This window comes from Burkholderia sp. RF4-BP95 (assembly GCF_001521985.1).
GTDB classification, from domain to species: Bacteria; Pseudomonadota; Gammaproteobacteria; order Burkholderiales; family Burkholderiaceae; genus Burkholderia; species Burkholderia diffusa.
Genome location: NZ_LOSX01000091.1, coordinates 17,554 through 37,376, shown reverse-complemented (window position 1 = coordinate 37,376; position 19,823 = coordinate 17,554). Strand labels below are relative to the sequence as shown.

The following is a 19,823-nucleotide window of genomic DNA, read 5'->3' as shown; positions in this document are numbered from 1 at the left end:
CGACTATGCCGCCCTCATGCCATGGAGCATGCCTGCCACTCCCAACCTCTGATGGGCGTCGTTAAAAGACCGCATACTCATAAACCACACGCACGTGTGAAGCTTTCGACTGCAGTCGCTTGCACAGCCGATCGATCTCCGTTTGGGTTGTGCCGATCTTGCCGAGCGACTCGACCTCGCCTGCGTCGATCGCGTAGGCGACCGTAATCGATGGTGGATTCAACCGGTCGATGCAACACACTAGACGCTGCGTAAGCAGTGGAGGTGTTGCAAATGAAACAGCGGCGCAGGATCTACTACACCGAGACTCAAAAGGCACTGATGTGGGAGCGGTGGCGCAAGGGTGACACGCTTCATCAGATTGCCCAACTGTTCGATCGCTACCATTCCTCTATTCAGGGGATTCTCGCCAGGACTGGCGGAATACAGCCAGCGCCTCGACACCGTTCAACGCTGGCCTTGACGCTTGCCGAACGCGAGGAAATCTCGCGCGCAGTCGTCGCCGGCCAGTCGATTCGATCGATAGCGGCGCGGTTAGGACGTGCGCCATCTACTATCAGCCGCGAAGTGCAGCGAAATGGCGGAAGGCAGTACTATCGGGCGATCCAGGCCGACGCGCTCGCCTGGGACCGCGCACGGCGCCCAAAGACATGTAAGCTGGTCAGGAATCGGACACTCGCCCAGGTTGTGGCAAGCAAGCTCCGATTGCAGTGGTCGCCGGAGCAGATTGCGGGTTGGCTCAAGCACGTGTATGCGGTCAACAAGGACTATCAGGTGTCGCACGAGACTATCTATCGGAGCCTCTATATCCAGGCCCGTGGTGCGCTGAAAAGAGAACTGCTGGAACACCTGCGCCGTTCTCGGGCGATGCGTCGATCGCGTCAACACACACTGAAGACCGAGGACCGCACGAACATCCGCGATGCCATATCGATCAGTGAACGCCCGGGCACGGCCGAGGATCGAGCAATACCCGGGCACTGGGAAGGCGATCTTCTGTTCGGCAACGCCAACAGTCAGATTGCAACACTCGTCGAACGCCAGACCCGGTTCGTGATGTTGGTGAAGATTGCCAGCAAGGACTCTGAAGCTGTCGTCAATGCTCTGATAAGACACGCCGGCAAGCTTCCGCAGGAATTGTATAAATCGCTGACGTGGGATCGGGGCACGGAGATGGCTGGCCACAAGCGCTTCACTGTCGCGACGGACATCAAGGTCTACTTCTGCGATCCCCAGCATCCCTGGCAACGCGGCACGAACGAAAACACGAACGGGCTGCTGAGACAGTACCTCCCAAAAGGAACCGACCTCTCTGCCTACTCGCAAGCCAAGCTCAACGCCATTGCCCGACGGCTCAACGAACGTCCACGCAAGACACTAAACTTCGATACACCGGCTGAACGATTCCATCAAGCTGTTGCATCGACCGGTTGAATCCACCATTCCTTGTGGACATCCAACCCAACGTACACCGTGCTATCGTCCTTCACGCTGGCCTCCGTGGTGGAAATCGCCGGGTGTGGCCCTGCCCACACCGTGCGGCTCTGGCAGCGATGCTAACCCGCGTTTGCTTCCCCACGCCAGGCCGGCCCCCGCCTCACGGAAAGTCATACTGCCTTAAAATGGTACGTCGAGGATGACGGTGCTCGAATGGCTCGAGATGCCACCGGCGCGGCACAGCCCGTCGACCATTACCGAAACCCTGTCGAAGGTTCGTTTCCTCAGGTCGCTCGGCACCCACACGTGGAACCTGGACACGGTGCCGATCGAGAAACGGCGCGCCTATGCGCAGCGCATTCAGGTCCGGCGTCCCGCCAAGGTTCGTAAACTGAAGGTGTCGACGCCCACGATCGAGCTGATCTTTTTTCTGCACGTGACGTTACTGGAGCCGACCGACGTGCTGCTCTATCAAACGGGCCGCCGCGTCTGGGACCTCGTCCGGCACGCCTACGATCGGACGACAGTCAAACAGGCTCGGTCGGCTGTCGAATACCGATAGCAACTGATCTCGATCAGAGCGCTCGTCGACGATGCGAGCCGCTCTGCTCAGGAACGGCTCACCAAGATCGGCAAATTACTTGAGGACCTGTGTAAGCGTCAATCCGAGGCCGTCTTGACGATCAGAACTTGACCTCTGAGAGCCACTGATTCGCAAACACGATATCGAAGGCGCGGGATCGAAGTTGCCGCCGCACCACTCAAGGAAGTGGTCGTGTTCCTCGTGCGTCGGATCGCCGATCGCTTCGAGGAAGTCGGCATATCCCGGCACTCCGCCAACGTCTTCCGGCGGACATGCATTCTGCCCGTCCAGGCACAGCGGCCGGCGCATGTCCGGATCGGGCACGAGTGCTTTCTCGACCTTGACCCGATGCCGCCAGTTGTCGCCGTAGTCGTAGATGTAGGTGAATGACTTCAGGCCGCCCAGCGCCTTCGCCACCAGCGTGACCCGTGCTTCATTAAGCATCGGTGGGTCGCTCGGGAATCCGGAGTCATCCGGTTCACCATAGTTGGTTTCGCCGAAGACGAATTCATGCAGGTGCCCGCCTTCCCAGCCCATGGCCAGTTGCAGCACAACATGCAGCTTGCCCAGCTGGATCGAACCGGGAATGATGATTCGTCGCCAGATCGCCGGCTTGATGTACTTCAGCTCAACGCGCAGCACGTAATCGGGCACTGGCGCCTTGACCAGGCGCACGGCAGGTTGGACCATCGAATTGATTGTCAAGCGGCTTGCTGTTCGATGTGTGCAGCCGACATCAGGGTAAGCGCTCGACACGTACCGTCTGTTCATGAGGGCGCGGCACCGGCAATCTGATTCCCATCGAAGTGTAACGGACATCACCTTTGACATCGGTGTCAGCTCTGTCCATGCGGCCTTCAAATGACGCGTACGGTTGATCGCACACGGTACGGATCTCGATGAGAAAAGCGTCGTGGCTGGAGATGGTTCCACAACTCGGTCTGACGCCCATCGCGACGGAGATGCGAGCGCTCGAGATGCTTGCGATTGTCGCGCGCGAACGAGGGCGTGGTCGAGTTACAGCGCACGCATCCGATTACCGAATTGTGGGGAACGGGGCGACACGCATCTAGCAATTCCATGAGCCTCAATATTTCGCCGCATCTCTTTTATGCCCGCGTCGATCCGCGGCGCCGAACCCACGCAGTCGGGATCTATACGCACATGCTGGATCGGCATGGCATTGTCTATAATCAACCGCTCGTGCTGAACGAGCGGCAGGCGCGCGTGGCCATCGAAGGCGTACTGCCGCATAACGAAAGCCGAGACGATGGCGGACTGTTGCGACTCTCCGTCGACACGCACGGGTACACGAGCGTGGGGATGGCCGTCTCGAAGCTACTCTGTGTCCGGGCCTGCGCAATTTGGAGGAGCGCAAGTTGTATTTGCCGCGCGGATTTGCCGTCTCCGAAGGACTGGCGCCGCTCGTGGCCCACGACGTTTCGCACAAGGCAATTCGCGACGGCTGGGATGAGCTGCTGCGGCTCGTCGCCTCGATTCAGTCCGGCCGCCCATCAACTCGGCAAGTTGCTGCGCACGCTTTTCCTGTGCGATTACTTCAGCAACGTGGCGTTCCGCCGGGAGCTGCATACGCTGCTGAATCGCGGCGAGGCGGTGCACCAGCTTCAGCGCGCGATCTACACCAGACGTGTGCCCCCCCGAGCGCGGTCGACGTCGCGATGATATGGTCGCCATCTCGGGTTCGTTGACACTGTTGACGAACCTTGTGATCGACTAGAACACGCAGCACATGCAGGCGACGGCCGGCGACGCAAAGGACGACAGGTTGACGACGAGTGGTTGCGCCGGATGGGGCCTGCGCATTTTGCGCACGTGAACTTCAGGGGCACATTGAGCTTTCCCATCGACCAATACAGCGACGTCCTGCTGGAAGCCGCGCCCTGGCAACGAGGCACGGGATCATGAGGCGTGCCGGATAGAGACGGACGGCGTATCGGTACGGTTGGCGGACTGGCGTCCATCCGATGAAGTCGACGAGCGCGATCAGCGCCAATACCGGTCTGCGACAGGATCGTGCAGCACCGCTTCTGCCATGCAGTCACACATCTCCGCGGTAAAATGGATTTCGCCGAGCAGTTCCTCGATCGCCGCTTCCAGTTCGGCTCCGTATGCAAACGGCATGGTGATCTCGTATCGCGTGCGCTGCCGGTTGACGCATCGTATCTCATACAGGGAATGACAGAAATCTTCGATCCAGCGGCGCGCCTTGGACATGCCTCCCACGAATTTGCTGTTGCGCTCGATGACCAGATGCAGGCTGAGGTGCGTTTGCAGCGTCGATGTCGTTACCTCGTCCGCCAACGACTGCGTCTTCGAAGGTTCGGCGATCGCAGGCTGTGTGGGTGCCGGTGGTGGCATCATCGTGAGTGCCGACTCGATACGATGTTGTGCGAACGGATCGGCCGCGTCGATGTAGCGCATTGCCGAACGCACATCTTTCCAGCCAACATACTCCATCAGCATTTTCAGATCCCAGCCATTCGAGTTGGCCCAGGTCGCAAAGCCTCGCCGCAACGAGTGACTGCTGTAACTATTGGGCGTGGGTAGTCCAGCCTCGCGAAACAGCGTGCGCAACAAGGGAACAAAGCTGCCGGCATGCAACCCTTCGTCGCTCACGTTTCCCCAGCGGTCGACGCTTCGGAACACGAACCCCTCGGTCAGGCCAGAGGTGGCAATCCAAGCTTCATAGGCGGCCACCGGGCATAGCCGCGACAGCGCGGGCGCCTTGAACGACGTGCCAAGCTGTGCGCGATCACTTTTCGTGCGCGGCAGGAACAACGTCATTCCGCGGCCCGCCTCGACGGTCACGTGCTCGATCCGTAATCGACTGAGTTCATCCGAACGAAAACCACGCCAGAAGCCCAGTAGCACCAGCGCCCGGTTGCGAACGCACGTAAGGCGACTCCGCTCATCTGAGGCCTGGGAAATCTGTCCATCAAGCCAGGCGGTAAGCTTTTCGAGCTGCGCGAGCTGCATCGGCCTGGCGCGCTTCTCGGTCGCAGGATGCAGCGCCGCGATCCCCTTGAGTACCTTTCGCACGTGCGGTGTCTTCGTCGGATCGGCGAAGCCCTGTGTCTGATGCCATTGTGCGAGTGCTGCCAGGCGCGCCCGCAGCGTATTGACTGACAGGGTTTCGGCGTGGTCGGCAAGGTACCGTGCAATTGCATCGGCGCTCGCCGGCAAGAAGCCGCCCCATTCAACCTCGAAATGCCGGATTGCCGACTGGTAACTGCGACGGGTATTTTCGCGCGTCGCGGCTTCTACGTAGCGATCGATAGCAGACATGGCTCGTGGGTACAATCGGGCAATCAATATCGGAGACGACGATATGCAACAACGATCATGTGCGCCAGTCGGATTGCGAGACGGGGAATGCGGTTTCGACCGATGAAGCGATGAACGAAGGCAAGCCGTCACATCCGGGCTGGGAAAATTTCACACGCGAAGAGCTGCTCGCCGAGCTCGCCCGCCTTCACTCTGAAAATGTCCGACTCACCGCCTTACTGCCGACCACCGTGCCGACGCCAGGTAGGTCCGTTCCAACTGTCCGGCGCGAACCATCACCATCGGGGCGGAACACAAGCGCCCCTATACTTTCGCCAGACCAGAAAGTGCAACTCTTCCGGCGGCTGTTTCGCGGCCGCACGGACGTCTATCCGCTTCGCTGGGAAAGCCGCAATTCCGGGAAGTCGGGCTACGCGCCGGCCTGCGCGAATGAATGGCGAACAGGAATTTGTGAGAAGCCCCGCATCCGCTGCGCGGACTGTGGGCATCGCGTGCTGTTGCCACTGGAGGATCGGGTCATCTACGCGCATCTGGCAGGCGATCACACAGTGGGTCTCTACCCACTGATGCTGGACAGCACCTGCTACCTGCTCGCCGTCGATTTCGACGAGGACGGCTGGCGTGAAGATGCGATGGCTTTCCGGCAGTCGTGTGAAGGGCTGGGCGTGCCCGTTTCGCTCGAGATTTCTCGCTCGGGCAACGGCGCGCATGCGTGGATCTTCTTCTCGTCGGCCGTCACCGCGCGCGAGGCGCGACGGATGGGGGCGGCCATCATCAGCCACACCTGTGCCCGGACCCGGCAGCTTGAGTTGTCGTCTTACGACCGGCTCTTTCCGAACCAAGACATACTACCCAAAGGCGGCTTCGGCAACCTAATCGCGCTGCCACTGCAGAAACAGCCACGCGAGCGCGAATGCAGTGTGTTTGTAGACGAACGCTTCGAACCCTATGCCGACCAATGGGCGTATCTGGCAGCCATCCGGATGATGGACGGGCGTGACATCGAGGGCGTGATTTTCCGTGCTACGGGCGGTGCCCATCCGCTCGACGTTGCGTTCATCGCCGAAGAGGACCAAGTCGAGCCGTGGAAGCCACCTTCCGCGCTGCCGAAGCGATTGGCCGGACCAATGCCGGCATCGCTCACGCTGACGCTCGCGAACCAGATCTATTTTGAGAAGGAACAGCTTCCCCAGGCACTCCTCAATCGCCTCATCCGACTGGCAGCCTTCCAGAATCCGGAGTTCTACCGAGCCCAGGCACGCGGTTTCAGCGTATGGGACAAGCCGCGCATCATCGGTCGCGCCGAGAACTGCCCGCGCCACATCGCGTTGCCGCGGGGCTGCCTCGACGACGTCATGACGCTGCTGCGAGACAACGAAGTCACCTGCGACATCCACGACGAACGTTACGCTGGCGAGTCACTCGTGGTGTCGTTCGCCGGCGCGTTGCGCGATGACCAGCAGACGGCCGTGGCCGATCTGCTGCGGCACGACACCGGCATCCTGCATGCGCCGACGGCGTTCGGAAAGACCGTGACGGCGACCGCAATGATTGCACAGCGCGGTGTCAACACACTCGTGCTCGTGCATCGCCGGGAACTGCTTGACCAGTGGCGCGAACGCTTGCAGTCATTTCTCGGGCTCGATCCACGGGAGATCGGCACGATCGGCGGCGGCAAGTCGAAAGCGACAGGCAAGATCGATGTCGCGATGCTGCAGTCGGTGGCGCCCGATGGTACCCGCGGCGAGCTGTTGCGGCATTACGGCCAGGTCATTGTCGACGAATGTCATCACGTCTCCGCGGATTCCTTCGAGGCGGTGCTCAAGGCGGTACAGGCGCGCTACGTGCTCGGCCTGACGGCGACGCCGATGCGGCGTGACAGCCAGCACCCGGTGATGTTCATGCTGTGCGGACCGATCCGGCATGCGGCGAAATCGCCCTCCGGTGCGCCGCAGGTGCTTGAGGTCTTCCCGCAAAGGCTCACCTCCACGGTGGACGTCTCGGCCGACGCGCCAATCCAGGCGGTGTTCGCACAGCTCGCGCAGGACACGCTGCGCACGCAGATGATCGCGGCAGCTGTACGTGAACAGTACAGACAGGGGCGTAACGTGCTAGTACTCACCGAGCGGACGGACCATCTCGAAAGCCTGCAGCAGATGCTGCAAGACACGGTGCAGTCGCTGTTCGTGCTGCACGGACGGCTCGGCAGAAAAGCGCGCGCCACCCAGTTGGCGGCCCTTGACGCGCTGCACGGGGACACGCCCCGCGTCGTGCTCGCAACCGGTCGCCTGGTCGGGGAAGGCTTTGACCACCCGGCGCTGGACACGCTGGTGCTGGGCATGCCGGTCGCCTGGAAGGGTACGCTGCAGCAGTACGCAGGCCGGCTTCACCGCGAGCATGCAGGCAAGACTGGCGTGCGAGTGCTCGATTACGTGGATGGCGGCCATCCGGTGCTGTTGCGCATGTGGGAGAAACGCCAGCGCGGCTACCGGGCCATGGGCTACCAGGTGTGCCCGCCTGAAGAGGCGCTCCAGCTGGCGCTTGCTTGAAATCAGGTAGGCGATCCCTTTTCCGTACCGTTTCCGGTCGTTCGAGCCGATTTTCGACCAATCACATTGGATAACCCATCTTTATTGCATATGAGAAGCCACCAGCTCACGCCACACTTGACCAGCCATGATAGTACGTATATAAATGGTATGTAATACAGTACGATATTCAAAGGAGGCCCCATGGCTCGCGCCGGCCTGACCCGTGTGGACATCAAGCGTGCGCGCGATTCGCTGATCGCGCAGGGTATGCACGCGTCGATCGATGCGATACGTATCGCGCTTGGCAATACCGGCTCGAAAACCACCATCCACCGCTACCTGAAAGAACTGGATGAAGAAGAAAGCGCGTCGCTGACGCGCGCGGCGTCGCTGTCCGACGCCATCCAGGATCTCGTCGCGCGCCTCGCGGCCCGCCTGCACGAGGAAGCGCAGGTGCGCATCGATCAGCAGGCGGCCGCCGCAGCCGCCCAGCACCAGCAGGCCCAAACCGAGATCGCTAAGCTCACTGGCGAGCTCGCCGCACTGCAGGCGCAACTGGCCAACGCGAGCGCCGCGCTCTCGAGCGAACAGGATGCGCATGCCGATACGCGCTTGGCGGTGCAGCAATGTGCGATCGACATCGAGCGACTCTCGCAGCAGGTACATGACCAGACAGTGCGGTTGGCCGAGCACGAAAGCTTCCGCCAGTCGCTCGAGGAGAAGCTGAAGCACGCGCACGACGCGCTCGAACATTACCGAACCGCCAGTCGCGAGCAGCGCGAACAGGAAGCGCGCCGGCACGAGACGCAGGTCCAGCAGCTGCAGGCCGAACTGCGCCAGACCAATCAGACGGCAATCGTGAAGCAGAACGAAATTACACAACTGAACAAGGACAATGCGCGGCTGGTCGCCGAGTCCGGCGCGGCGAGTAAAAGTTTACGAGAAGCGCGGGCACACGGTGAGCAGATACGGGAGGCGCTCGACCGGATGCTTGCCGATCACGTCCGTCTCGAGACGGAACGCGATGCCCTACGCGCGACGGTTAGCGCGCAGTCGGGGGAGTTGGAAAGCGCCCGTGCGTCGCTCAGCGTAGCGACGGCGGAGCGGACAAAGCTGGCGGCACAGGTCGACGCCCAGCTGTTTCTGCTGGCTGACTATCGGGCGAGCTTGGGTCTGGGCGGCACTGTGGGCTGAAGCGCCAGATTTGGCATCCGGAGGACGCGGCTTCGCAAAATCGGCCTCATGCAAGCCCATGATTTTGCGTGAAATTTCGAGTGAAACCGCCATACATACACAAAAGAGACGATTACCCCTACTGACGCCCTGATTCTGATATTGATCAGCTATATTGAAAACGTCTCGGGTGTGGCCGCCGGTCTGATTTTGGCTGCCGTTGGGCTTGCTATGGGTGTCTTTCCCAAGCTTCTGCATAGCACCGGTACGCTGAACGATTTCGTCGCGTCAGGCGTGACGATGATAAGAACTATTTTCGCCGTCTACACCGGCCGCGAGCTGCGACGGAAGCATCAGCGCTGAACGCCGGAGCCGTCGCTGCAGGTGTCCACGAGAAGGTCGTCGACGATTATCTCGCCGGCGGAGCGACCCGCGCGCAACGCATCGAGCCGGTCGATAAACGGTTTGCCTTGCTCATCGGCCAAGCGAATCGGCGCCAGGAAAAAGGACCGAGCGCGCGCTGCTCGCACCTGGACTATTGCGACGAAACCGGGTGGAGTCTCGCAGGCGATCGCGTCACCATGAGACCCGTCGACCTTGTGTTCGCAGCGAACGTCAATCGTATATCCACAGTATGTGTACGCGCTGATCATGTTCGCCTCGTTGCGGGTGGAGCGACATTCGAAATGTTTGCACGCGGCAGTATAGCGACGTGCCCTCGAATTGCGAGATGAATCTTGCCTATGCGGACCACTCGCTGCTATAGGCCAATTCGATGATTTTCTTCGTAGGAATGCCCGCAGCTCGGCGATGGTATCGTGACGGAACAATTTGCATCGGGCGACCTCATTGCTCGCTTGCGGCTTCAGATCGGCTCCGAGTTCACCGATAAACACGTGATACAACTTCGAGAGGCCGCCAAAGTGCATCGCATATGTGAGGTTCAGTCCGACCAAACCGGTTTCCTCCCAAAGCTCTCGGTGTGCCGCGTCGAACGGCGCCTCCCCGGCCTTAATTGTGCCGCCGGGCAACGCCCATCGCGACGCCGCGCGCGCGACCAGCAAGACCCGCTGCGCCTGAAGACACACAATAGTTGCCCGTAGTTGCCCGTTCTTTGACGGGCACATCGACAGTTTCTTGGCTGCTCATGGAGGCAGGGGTTCGAGTACTCTTGGGTATTGTAACGTCGCCACGCCGGATACCAGATGCCGGGCAAACGCCGGGCTGCGGATTCCGATTCGAAGGCATCAAGCTGCGTGGCACGTTCGAATTCCCGGTCGCGGAATATGCGCATCGCCTGATGCCCAGTCTTGTGATCGGCATGTCGATGGCGGGACGCGAGGCACGCGGATGAAATTGACAGGAGTCCGCGTAAATGGTCGGGGCATAATACGCGGCTCTTGTCTTTTGCTATGCCACCATGAGTCGAAAGTCCGCCCGGCGTTCGGGACACCGTCCGTTGAGCAAAGAAATGTTGTTGCCGCTCCCGCTAGCACGGACCCGCGCGTTGTCGCTCGAACATCATCTCGCGTTGGCCACCATCGCGAAGGGACATACCAATGTCGACTTGATGGTCTGCTTGCTGAAGGCCGTCTATACGGCATTCTATCTGCGCAATGAAACTCCGGCGACCGCTGACGATGCTGAGTTTCAGCGCGCGGAGGCCGCGCTGGCTCGGTGCATCGCGCGCGCCGAGCACGGCGAAACCTGGGTCATGCTCGATCGAGACAAAGCCGTGATCGAGCGGATTCTGCTGCTTCACGACGAGCAACTGGCGAGCATACCGACCCATCGTTATCTGACGGCGCTCGACAAACTGAATCGCTTCGCCGTAGAAGGCTTGCAATCGCCGATTCCGCCGTTGGCGACCGAACCCTAATCGGTATCGAACGCGCGATCAACGAACGCGCGCAACTGCGACAGGTCCGTTTTTGCATAGCCGGCCGTGGTCTGAATCGACGCATGGCCGAGCAGTGACCCTGCCCGATTCCACGTACAGCAAGAAGTTTGATAACTTTTTGACTGTATGGAGAAGAACATGGCAGAGAACGTGGTACCAAGACGGCAGTACACGAAGGAATTCAAGGTGGAGGCGGTGCGGCTCGCTGAGAGCGTCGGTCAGCATGAAGCCGCTCGCAGGCTGGGCGTGCCGGTGGCGACGCTGGGTAACTGGTGCCGTGATCAGCGCGATGGCAGTGCGCAGGCCGCAGCGGGGCCGGTGCCCAGTGCGCCGAGCTCAAGTCGTCGCCCGGTCAGCGACCTGGAGGCCGAGAACAGTCGTCTGCGTAAGGAGTTGGCCAGCGCGAAGCTGGATATCGAAATTCTTCGAAAGGCGACGGCGTACTTCGCGAAGGGGTCGCGGTGAGGTACGCCTGGATCGACGCATATCGCGACCAGTACAGCGTGAGCCGGCTTTGCCGGGTTCTGGGTGTGTCGCGCAGCGGCTATTGCCAGTGGCGCGGCCGGGAGCCAAGTCGGCGAGCACTGGCCAATGCCGTGCTGGACGCCGAGGTTGCTGCCATTCATCGCGCCGGTCGTGGCAGCTATGGCCGTCCTCGCATCGTGCGGCAACTGCGTGCTCAGGGGCGGCCGGCGAGCGCATCGCTCCTCGCCCCGTCAACTGTTGTATCCACTTCGATGGACGACCCATGAAACACCTCCTGGATTAAGGTGTTGCGACGACCGGTTGAATCCGCCCAATATGCCAGTCGCGTGTACCGGCAACTGACCGACGCGTTCAAGATCAAAGTCTCGATGAGCCGTCGCGCCAACGCCTGGGACAACGCGCCGATGGAGAGCTTCTTCAAGACATTGAAGGTCGAGAGAATCTATCAGAACCACTACGAAACGCGCGCCCAAGCCCGCCTCGATATCGTCGACTGGATCGAGGGCTATTACAATCGGCAACGCCTGCATACCTCGATCGATTTCCGCACCCCTGTCGACTACGAGGCCAGCTTGATCGCCGCATGAATTGCTGTACGTGAAAACGAGGCAGGGTCACGCGGCCCGGTTCGTCGCATGGCGCGAACTTACCAACGTCACCCAAGCTCCGTCGAGTGCGCTCTGAGCCAGCGTGCGTTATGCATCGTCAGTGACGAAGTCTCCCAAGTTGACAATGCCGCATTCAGGTTAACGAAACCATGAACATTCTTTAAAACAATTTCGGATTATTCTGATACCGTTTCTTAGATTGGCCGATTTTAGATACCTCTGGTTTTCCCCATAATGCGTCGGGTCGCTGACAATTTCCTGTCACTGCCTATCTAAGGAGGAACCCCGACGTGAAGCGTGCTTTCCGTGTCCTAATGCTCTCGATGTGTATGGCGGCGCCGCTGGCCCATGCAGCTGGCACGCCCGTGGCCGGCAAGGACTACGACGTACTCAAGCCAGCATCGACCACCCTGACGCAGGCTGGAAAGGTTAACGTCACGGAATTCTTCTGGTACGGCTGTCCGCATTGCGCGCAGTTCGAACCCGTGCTCGAAGCGTGGGCGAAACAGGAGGGCAGCAGGATTGCGTTGACGCGCGTGCCGGTAGCGATGAACACCGAACTGACGCCCCATTCTCGTATGTACTATGCGCTGACTTCGTTGGGCGATGCGGATCGGCTGATGCCGACCGTCTTCAAGGCGATTGCCGAAGGGAAAATGCTGCTTACTGCGCAAGCGCAGGCGGACTTCCTGGTCCAGTATGGAATCGATAAAAATCAATACCTGCAGGCCTACAACTCGATGCGCGTTCAGGCTGATGTGAGCCATGCGGCGACCCTGATTCGTAATGCTCGCATCAACGGCGTACCGACGATTGTCGTGAATGGTCAATATGAAACAGGGCCGGGCTATACTAATAGCCTGAATGGCACGATTCCAGTGTTGAACTACCTGGTTGACCGGGCAGAGCAGAAGTAGTCTTCCGTCGACCGTCATATCACTGCGGTCGTGGTCCGACACGTTCTCATCGTCCCAAGACGCCCGTACCGGAAGGAGAATTGTTCCGGCATCCATTGCACGAACAGATCAACTTGACGCACCCGTTGGTGTGCTTTGTCGAGTCAATCGACTGGAATCGGTTGAGCGCGTCGATGAGCGAAAGCTTCGTGGCGCGCCGTGAGCGGCCGGCGAGTTCGCCGCGCCTGATTGCTGGCTTGCTCTCTATTTGCAACACGCATTCGACCTGTCCGATGAAGAGGTCGTCTGGCAATGGGTCGAGAACCCATACAGGCGGGTAATTACCTGCGAGACCTACTTGCAGACTGAACCGCCGATCGACCCATCGAGCCTGACGCGCTGGCGCAAGCGAGGTGTTCGAGTCTTACGGATCGGTTCATGCGTTTCGTAACAGCATGATCGTCGCCCCTTGTCGAGGGCAATTGCCGTGCCTGGTACGCTTGCGGCGATCGGCTTGGTCCGCTCGAACTTTCCCTGGCGTGAGTTGGTGGCAGCTTCCTGATGCTGCCGATGATCGTGCCAATCGTCATCGTGGCTGTTGCGACGTACTTTTTCTTCGCGCTGCTCGGGCTGACGAACAATTTTCACGAACTGGTACTGGGGCACGCAGCACTGGGCGCACCGTTCGCCGTAGTGACGGCCACGGCAATGCTGGAAGACTACGTCAAAAGTCTGATCAGGGCGGGGAAGAGTCGCGGCGCCGGCCCGCTGACTACTTTTTTCTGGGTTACGTTGCCGCTGATCTTGCCGGGTGCCGGGTCCGGCGCGCGCTTCGCGTTTGCTACAAGCTTCGATGAGGTTGTGCTGACGCTGCTTCTGGTCGGACCGGAGCAATCGACGCTGCCGCGCCAGATGATCGCGGGTATTCGCGAAAACGTCAGTCCGGCGATTGCGGCGGTCGCCACGATCCCGATCGTGATCTCCATTTCCGTTCTCCTCACGCTCGAATGGCTCCGCGGTCGCGCATAATGCCAGAGAGTCGGCACGTCCGCCGGCACCTGAGCGCATTCGGCGACTGCGACATGTGCGCTATTCAATTTTCAGTGGATACACCATGAATGATTCGACTCGATACATGCTGCTCACCGGCGCCAGTCGCGGCATCGGACACGCTACGGTGAAACTGTTCCAGGAACGAAACTGGAAAGTATTTACGGTGTCTCGCCAACCCTTTTCGGAAGAATGCCAATGGCCCGATGCGAGGGAATCGCACATTCAGGCCGATCTGGCAGACCTCGACTCCATTGAGCAGGTTGCTGCCGAAGTGAGGCGCCGTCTGCCCGACGGGAAGCTGCATGCGCTCGTCAACAATGCCGGTATCTCGCCGAAGGGAGAAAACCGTTCGCGACTGGGGGTACTCGCGAGCGACATCCACACATGGACTACGGTCCTCAACGTCAATCTTGTATCGAATGCGCTGCTCGCGCGTGCGCTGTTTCCGGAGCTTGTCAGTGCTCAAGGGGGCATCGTTAATGTCACCTCGATTGCCGGAGTGAAAGTGCATCCGTTCGCGGGAACCGCCTACGCTGCTTCAAAGGCGGGACTTGCAGCGCTGACGCGTGAGATGGCGCATGAGTTTGGACCGCATGGTGTACGGGTCAATGCAATTGCCCCAGGGGAAATCGATACCTCAATTCTGTCGCCTGGTACCGAAGAGATCGTCGAAAAGACCATTCCGCTTCATCGGCTTGGCGACCCACGTGAAGTAGCCGAGACGATCTATTTCTTGTCCGGTCCCGCGTCGTCTTACATAAACGGAGCCGAGATCCACATCAACGGTGGGCAGCATGTCTGATGGTGCAACGGTCAGGATTGTCGTAAATGGCATGAACATGGAGAAAAATCTCCGTTGGTGAGTGCACTCATCGCAGTGACGCCGCTGGCCGTGTTCGCCTCGGCATGGTTGCCGATCTGATGCTGGTTCACTCCACTCCGGCAGCGCGTTGAATATATGCGGCCCATTGACGACGCCCATCAAAAGATGAACGCGGATGTCATGAGGTGGCACTGTCACGCTGTTGATCAAGCAGTGCATCGAGGGCAGGAAGGGATAGTCGGTTAGGCAGCACCCGCTGGAAGACGCGTTTGACTGCGACCTTGTCGCGTCGCTTCTGTAGCAGGATGCCGAGTTCGGCACCGTGCTCGTCGATGACGCGCCATAGCAGATATGGGCTCACCGTGCAGCGTCACGACCATTTCGTCGAGATGCCAGCTGCTGCCTGGCTGACCACGCGCAGCCTTGACGCGACGAGCGAAGCCCGCCCCAAACTTGTCACACCAGCGCCGAATCGTTTCAAGACGATGCCGCGCTCGAACAGTAGTTCTTCGAAGTCGCGCAGGCTGAGCTGGAAGCGGAAATACCAACGCAAACGAACCGCCTAGCTGATGATGGCCACCGGAAACCGATGTTCACGCAGGCGATCACAACTGACTGGCAGCTACCCCCAACCAGACCGTATAGGATCGGCCGCGATCATGTAAATGCGCGTATGCCGACGTTCGCGACTGCCCCCATCCGCGGGGTCTCCAATGTCCCCAATGACCGACGACTCAACGCAATTTGTTGGCGGCCGACCGGATACTTACAGGGCAAAGCGACCGCACGGACGCCAAATAGCGGACTAAACGAATGAGGCCTCATGGCTGAACCGGGTCGGATGACCCGACGCCCAGGTCGCTCCCTATGGCAGGCCCAGCCCCGTGCTCGATGGCTTCGGTTGCAACGCCTGCGCCGAATGACTTTCAGCCGCCAGTGTGCGCTGCGCCGAGTTCAGCGTTGAGTGACGAAAGTTCAGAGATACGTGAATCTCGACACCACTATTCACCGGTGACATCGCAATCGACAATGTTCTGGTGCAGCGAACAACTCGGTACCACGCCATATTTTCGTTCAACGTTACTACAGACGCAATTTTAGTCAATGTTTTTCCGAGAGACCTCTGTATCGTTCGCGTCATATTTGTTAATTGTAAATTAACTAACAAGCCTCATTCGCCGAAGAAACAAAATTAACTTGGACTGAATTTGTCGACGAAGCGGATGTATACAGGCAAATCGTTGGATGAGGTGGGGTTGGTGGCGTCGCCGGGCAGGAGAATAACGCAAACTGTGGGTGGTGTAGTGGCAAACTGCTGGTCGCTCAGGCAAGAGCGACGCTGGCTCGTACCGATATTCGGTGTACTAGCCTACGCACACTGTTTTGCGCTGAGTGAACTGGTTGGCGTCGTGACGCTTTCACCTCTCTGTTCAGAAACGTATACGCTTGATTCGATTTGGTGAAATACCCCTGTCATATTTCGCTCTTTTATTAAATTTTCTCAGCCCATCCTCGACGAGATAACCTGTGGCGGGCATTGACTCTGGTACACTCGGCAGCATAGAGATTTCAAACCATGCTTTGATGCGGCTCTATCGAGATCTGATTTTTTTGTATTTTGGCAGGGGAATCCATGTACGGCACATTGAATTCTATTTATATCGACTCGCGACTCTATGGGATATGGAGCATCCGCGAACTTCGGCCTCAAGCTCGGCACGATGGCAATAATAGGATAGGCAATCGCCTTACCAAGATATCAAGTGATCCACGCGCTCGATGCAGCGGTATCGTCAATCAAATAGACGAAAATCAAAAAAAACACCTAGCATGCTCGACCGAACAGAATATGGCAAAGGGACCCTCGATCTTCAAGGCCGCCGTGAAGGCGATAGGTGGGTTTCTCCCGCGGAGGGGAGTGAACTAAAATCGCAAATAAAGCAAAATTCACTCCCCCATGCATGCTGCGACGCTGTATTTGCCCCCTTGTGGTCCGTGGCATTGAACATAGCTAGCTGACGAAATTGACGCAATGTATATTGCGATGGAGTTAAGTCGATGTCCGAACTTTCCACCCCTAATATTACGTTTTCTGAAAGTGATTGGCAATATTACACGGGGATCCAGGTCAATCTTTCGGCACTGACCGTGTCACCCGGTGACTGTGCGCGCCTTGGGCGCTTGCTCAACAATCTCGGCGATTGCTACGAGCCGGATCGTTGCCCGCTTCCCAATACGATGGCTCAGGAGCGTGCGGCAGTCGAACGCGTCGCTCAATGGCTTCATCTATCGGCTCCAGAGTGCTGGGGGTACGTCGGCGGAGGTTCGACGCTGGGAAACTTGCAGGGCATGTGGATAGGGGCAACGTTGATGCGCGGTGCCACGCTGGTATTCTCGAAAGCCGCTCATTACAGTGTCGTCAAATTTGCCAGTGCACTCCATTTCGGTCGCGTGAAGGTGATCAACGTACATCCAACGGGTGAGCTGGACTTGAACGACCTGCGTGCTCAGATTACCCCGGGGGAGCGAATCGTTCTGGTCCTGACGGCGGGAACCACGATGACTTGCGCGTATGATCCATTAACGGCATGCGTGGATATTCTCCGTGAAAAATCCTGTCCACTCTACCTGCATCTTGATGCTGCTCTCGGTGGCCTCGTCGTGCCGTTCCTGTCTGCCACCCAGTTCCCGTGGAAAGACGACTATACTTTCCGTCATCCCGCCATTTCATCGATGACAATCAGTACACACAAGGTACTGGGCACTCCAATGCCCGCCAACCTGTTCATCGCGCGGCACACGGTCATCGAGCAATTCAAGACGGATATTCATGCGGTTCCCTATCTAAGCGACCTGAAAGACATTACCGTGTACGGAAGCAGGGACGGCTTCCGAGCCGCGACCGTATTTTCTCGACTTCATCATATCGGCCCCGACGTGATTAGTCGTTGGGTGAATAACGGAATCGAATTTGCCCAGTACGTCGCTCGGGAATTGCACCATGGCTGCTGCCCAGGTGCATTCGCGACCCCGGGTGGGCTCGCCGTCGTGATACCGTTGGCAAACTTCGTCCGGACGTTTCCCCCTGAGCATCAACAGTACTTGCTCAACAAGTATCATTTAGTAAAAGACGATCAGGTCATTCACATGTACATGATGGGCCACGTTACACGCGACATGTGCGATGAACTGCTAGCGGATTGCCGTACGTATGCCTTGGCTTCAAAGTAATGTTTGGCTCACTGTGATGAGGGGTACGATCCGCGGCGGGGCTTTGCGCACCGCCTTATACACAAGGCAGCTCTCCGCAACCGGAGACCGGAACGAATCGTTTTCGACCAATGAGATAGACCAGGGCTTGTAAACTTTCGGCGCGTCGCGTTTACTTTCGCTTTTTTTTGCATGAATGCCTTGGCCCTGGAAACACCGAGCCGGACGGAAGCTGAATTTACCGACCTTGAACTTGGCGACGCGCGCTTGAACAAGCGAGCAGGACATTGATGGAACGATTGGCGGCCAAGCCAACGGCTGGCGCGCCACAGGCAAGTCGGAGCTGGGGTGAGACGATGGCGGCGTACCGCCTCTTCGACAACGACGAGGTCAAGTTGGGAGTGATTCTGGAGCAGCACTGGCGACAGATCGAGCAACGCATGGCAGCCCAGTCGGCCGTTCCGTGCCTGCAGGACACGACGGAATTGGATTTCAACGGCCGGCACTGGCCTCGGATAGCCGTCTCACGAGGCGCAGCGCAGGATGTATTTGCATCCAACCTACGCGGTGACGCCCGAGTGCGTGCCGCTGGACGCGCACGGCAAGCGCGGCGGGCTCAAGGAAAGCCTGCGCTGGACGGTTACGAGCGGGTTGCGGAAACGGCATCGAGCTTGCCGCACGGCTGGTGTATGTCGCTGATCGAGAGGCGGACATGATCGCACTGATGGTGCGAGCGCAGGAGTTGGGTACGTCGGCGGATTGGCTGATTTGGTGGACCCATGACCGTGCGCTGCCCGATGGGGTGAAACTGTGGGCATGTCCGAGCGAAGGTGAACCGCTCGGCGAGACTGTCTTCACGATGGGCTCGCGTCGCGGCGTGGAGGCGCGCCAAGTGCGCCAGCACGTGTGGCTGCAGCGAATCGAGCTGCCAGCAGGCGTGGGGCAAAGCGTGACGGCCACCTGTCTGGTGGCGCGCGAGTTCGAGGCGTCAAACGGCGTCAGGCCAATCGAATGGCGTTTGCTGACCAACCGCGAAGCCGAAGCGATTGAGCTGATCGACTGGTATCGGGTTCGCTGGGAAATAGAAATACTGTTCAACGTGTTGAAGAACGGTTGCCGTGTCGAGGCGCTGCAGTTTGGGCACGATCGAGCGGCTCGAACGGGCATTGGTGCTGTTTCTGGTCGTTGCCCCGATCTGGATGCCGAACTGTTCGTCGATGTCGATGAAATTCGGGGCGCGTATTTGCTCATCGACGCCAAGCAGCCGGCCAAGCCCAAGCTCAACGAGATGTTGCGCTTGATCACGCGCCTGGGCGGATTCCTCGGCCGAAAGGGCGACGGCGAACCCTGTGCGAAAGCCATCTGGCTCGGACTCACAGAAGTTCATGTAGCTGCAAAGACATTGCAGAAGTTACGTACCGGCGGCCACACCGGCAATTGTGTATAAGCCAATGGCTTTGACCAGAGTGTTTTGTTTACGGCCACCTCGTGCGGCCATTTTTGTTTTGGGGTCCCAATATGGATTGACAATCGTTCCAGCGCGCGGCGCAACTGTCTAACGCACTGGCCGATCGGTGGTTGGCACGCATCGTTGCGGCGGCCAACGAATTCGCGATCAACACGCTGGCGATATTGCACAAATGGGCTATGAATCGGACGGTCTCACGCAACTGATCGAATCGTTCAATTAGGGGTGACTTCAGAAGACGGAAAATATTGCACGCTAAGTTCCGGCCGAGGTCGATGCTATCGTCTTCCGAGCGCCTTGATCTCTCGGGCGCGTAGGATATCGTCGCCGCACAGGGTCACGCCATGCC

At 59.0% G+C, this 19,823-nt stretch carries 13 protein-coding genes and 7 pseudogenes; 14 read left to right on the top strand and 6 right to left on the bottom strand.

Annotated features, from left to right (window positions below):
- Nucleotides 1–76: 76 nt before the first annotated feature.
- Nucleotides 77–259: pseudogene (locus WS46_RS36675) on the bottom strand (hypothetical protein); the annotation flags it as partial.
- A gap of 14 nt (nucleotides 260–273) precedes the next feature.
- On the opposite strand from WS46_RS36675, the gene WS46_RS31260 reads away from it, so the two are divergent.
- Nucleotides 274–1,434 carry an IS30 family transposase gene (locus WS46_RS31260; protein ID WP_059529136.1) on the top strand — a complete coding sequence of 387 codons (1,161 nt, stop codon included), beginning with the start codon at nucleotides 274–276 and terminating at the stop codon, nucleotides 1,432–1,434.
- A 202-nt stretch (nucleotides 1,435–1,636) separates the two neighbouring features.
- Complete coding sequence (locus tag WS46_RS31255) at nucleotides 1,637–1,999, top strand: hypothetical protein (RefSeq protein ID WP_059524611.1); 363 nt, start codon at nucleotides 1,637–1,639, stop codon at nucleotides 1,997–1,999.
- A gap of 75 nt (nucleotides 2,000–2,074) precedes the next feature.
- On the opposite strand, the gene WS46_RS31250 is transcribed toward WS46_RS31255, so the two are convergent.
- A complete protein-coding gene (locus tag WS46_RS31250) occupies nucleotides 2,075–2,725 on the bottom strand; it encodes a plasmid pRiA4b ORF-3 family protein (protein WP_257127612.1) in 651 nt (216 codons plus the stop codon).
- Nucleotides 2,726–3,028: 303 nt separating this feature from the next.
- Here WS46_RS31250 and WS46_RS36970 point away from each other — a divergent pair.
- Nucleotides 3,029–3,703 (top strand): annotated as a pseudogene (locus WS46_RS36970) (Tn3 family transposase).
- A 321-nt stretch (nucleotides 3,704–4,024) separates the two neighbouring features.
- On the opposite strand, the gene WS46_RS31235 reads toward WS46_RS36970, so the two are convergent.
- Nucleotides 4,025–5,326: a site-specific integrase gene (locus WS46_RS31235; protein ID WP_082721932.1), complete on the bottom strand. Its 1,302-nt coding sequence runs from the start codon at nucleotides 5,324–5,326 to the stop codon at nucleotides 4,025–4,027.
- Between the two features lie 110 nt (nucleotides 5,327–5,436).
- Here WS46_RS31235 and WS46_RS31230 point away from each other — a divergent pair, with 110 nt between their 5' ends.
- The 3 genes from WS46_RS31230 (at nucleotide 5,437) to WS46_RS31220 (ending at nucleotide 9,393) form a co-directional block, all read left to right on the top strand.
- A complete protein-coding gene (locus WS46_RS31230; RefSeq protein WP_059524605.1) occupies nucleotides 5,437–7,875 on the top strand; it encodes a DEAD/DEAH box helicase family protein in 2,439 nt (812 codons plus the stop codon).
- A 183-nt stretch (nucleotides 7,876–8,058) separates the two neighbouring features.
- Entirely contained in the window at nucleotides 8,059–9,051 is a 993-nt protein-coding gene (locus WS46_RS31225; RefSeq protein WP_059524603.1) for a DNA-binding protein, read from the top strand.
- Between the two features lie 141 nt (nucleotides 9,052–9,192).
- The gene (locus WS46_RS31220) at nucleotides 9,193–9,393 is read left to right on the top strand and encodes a hypothetical protein (protein ID WP_257127611.1); all 201 of its coding nucleotides are present in this window, start codon (nucleotides 9,193–9,195) and stop codon (nucleotides 9,391–9,393) included.
- Here the strand turns inward: WS46_RS31220 and WS46_RS31215 are convergent.
- Both WS46_RS31215 and WS46_RS34805 read right to left on the bottom strand, forming a co-directional pair.
- Nucleotides 9,384–9,683 (bottom strand): hypothetical protein, encoded by a 300-nt coding sequence (locus tag WS46_RS31215; RefSeq protein WP_059524600.1) that lies wholly within the window; start codon nucleotides 9,681–9,683, stop codon nucleotides 9,384–9,386. The genes WS46_RS31220 and WS46_RS31215 overlap by 10 nt on opposite strands.
- An 88-nt stretch (nucleotides 9,684–9,771) precedes the next feature.
- Nucleotides 9,772–10,157: pseudogene (locus WS46_RS34805) on the bottom strand (NUDIX hydrolase).
- Nucleotides 10,158–10,489: 332 nt separating this feature from the next.
- Between WS46_RS34805 and WS46_RS31210 the strand changes: the two are divergent.
- The 6 genes and pseudogenes from WS46_RS31210 to WS46_RS31185 all read left to right on the top strand — a co-directional run bounded on the left by WS46_RS31210 (nucleotide 10,490) and on the right by WS46_RS31185 (nucleotide 14,775).
- On the top strand, nucleotides 10,490–10,909 hold the full coding sequence (locus tag WS46_RS31210; protein ID WP_306453769.1) for a hypothetical protein: 420 nt from the start codon (nucleotides 10,490–10,492) through the stop codon (nucleotides 10,907–10,909).
- A 147-nt stretch (nucleotides 10,910–11,056) separates the two neighbouring features.
- Nucleotides 11,057–12,003, top strand: a pseudogene (locus WS46_RS34800) (transposase).
- Between the two features lie 311 nt (nucleotides 12,004–12,314).
- Nucleotides 12,315–12,941, top strand: coding sequence for a thiol:disulfide interchange protein DsbA/DsbL (locus WS46_RS31195; protein ID WP_059524595.1), 627 nt, complete (start codon nucleotides 12,315–12,317; stop codon nucleotides 12,939–12,941).
- A gap of 80 nt (nucleotides 12,942–13,021) precedes the next feature.
- Nucleotides 13,022–13,332, top strand: a pseudogene (locus WS46_RS34795) (transposase); the annotation flags it as partial.
- 149 nt (nucleotides 13,333–13,481) lie between these two features.
- Entirely contained in the window at nucleotides 13,482–13,949 is a 468-nt protein-coding gene (locus WS46_RS31190; protein WP_059693212.1) for an ABC transporter permease, read from the top strand.
- Between the two features lie 85 nt (nucleotides 13,950–14,034).
- Nucleotides 14,035–14,775 carry an SDR family NAD(P)-dependent oxidoreductase gene (locus tag WS46_RS31185; RefSeq protein ID WP_059524591.1) on the top strand — a complete coding sequence of 247 codons (741 nt, stop codon included), beginning with the start codon at nucleotides 14,035–14,037 and terminating at the stop codon, nucleotides 14,773–14,775.
- Nucleotides 14,776–15,043: 268 nt separating this feature from the next.
- Here WS46_RS31185 and WS46_RS34790 read toward each other — a convergent pair.
- Nucleotides 15,044–15,397 (bottom strand): annotated as a pseudogene (locus WS46_RS34790) (DDE-type integrase/transposase/recombinase); the annotation flags it as partial.
- 1,457 nt (nucleotides 15,398–16,854) lie between these two features.
- Between WS46_RS34790 and WS46_RS31180 the strand changes: the two are divergent.
- Both WS46_RS31180 and WS46_RS31175 read left to right on the top strand, forming a co-directional pair.
- Entirely contained in the window at nucleotides 16,855–18,027 is a 1,173-nt protein-coding gene (locus WS46_RS31180; RefSeq protein WP_082721931.1) for an aminotransferase class V-fold PLP-dependent enzyme, read from the top strand.
- 171 nt (nucleotides 18,028–18,198) lie between these two features.
- Nucleotides 18,199–19,453 (top strand): annotated as a pseudogene (locus tag WS46_RS31175) (IS4 family transposase).
- Nucleotides 19,454–19,823: the final 370 nt, after the last annotated feature.

Excerpts from the sequence above, each read along its gene's own strand:
- WS46_RS31225 (WP_059524603.1), top strand. The coding sequence starts at position 8,059 with ATGGCTCGCGCCGGCCTGACCCGTGTGGACATCAAGCGTGCGCGCGAT.
- WS46_RS31230 (WP_059524605.1), top strand. The coding sequence starts at position 5,437 with ATGAACGAAGGCAAGCCGTCACATCCGGGCTGGGAAAATTTCACACGC.
- WS46_RS31215 (WP_059524600.1), bottom strand. The coding sequence starts at position 9,683 with ATGATCAGCGCGTACACATACTGTGGATATACGATTGACGTTCGCTGC.
- WS46_RS31180 (WP_082721931.1), top strand. The coding sequence starts at position 16,855 with ATGTCCGAACTTTCCACCCCTAATATTACGTTTTCTGAAAGTGATTGG.
- WS46_RS31235 (WP_082721932.1), bottom strand. The coding sequence starts at position 5,326 with ATGTCTGCTATCGATCGCTACGTAGAAGCCGCGACGCGCGAAAATACC.
- WS46_RS31190 (WP_059693212.1), top strand. The coding sequence starts at position 13,482 with ATGCTGCCGATGATCGTGCCAATCGTCATCGTGGCTGTTGCGACGTAC.
- WS46_RS31255 (WP_059524611.1), top strand. The coding sequence starts at position 1,637 with ATGACGGTGCTCGAATGGCTCGAGATGCCACCGGCGCGGCACAGCCCG.
- WS46_RS31185 (WP_059524591.1), top strand. The coding sequence starts at position 14,035 with ATGAATGATTCGACTCGATACATGCTGCTCACCGGCGCCAGTCGCGGC.
- WS46_RS31260 (WP_059529136.1), top strand. The coding sequence starts at position 274 with ATGAAACAGCGGCGCAGGATCTACTACACCGAGACTCAAAAGGCACTG.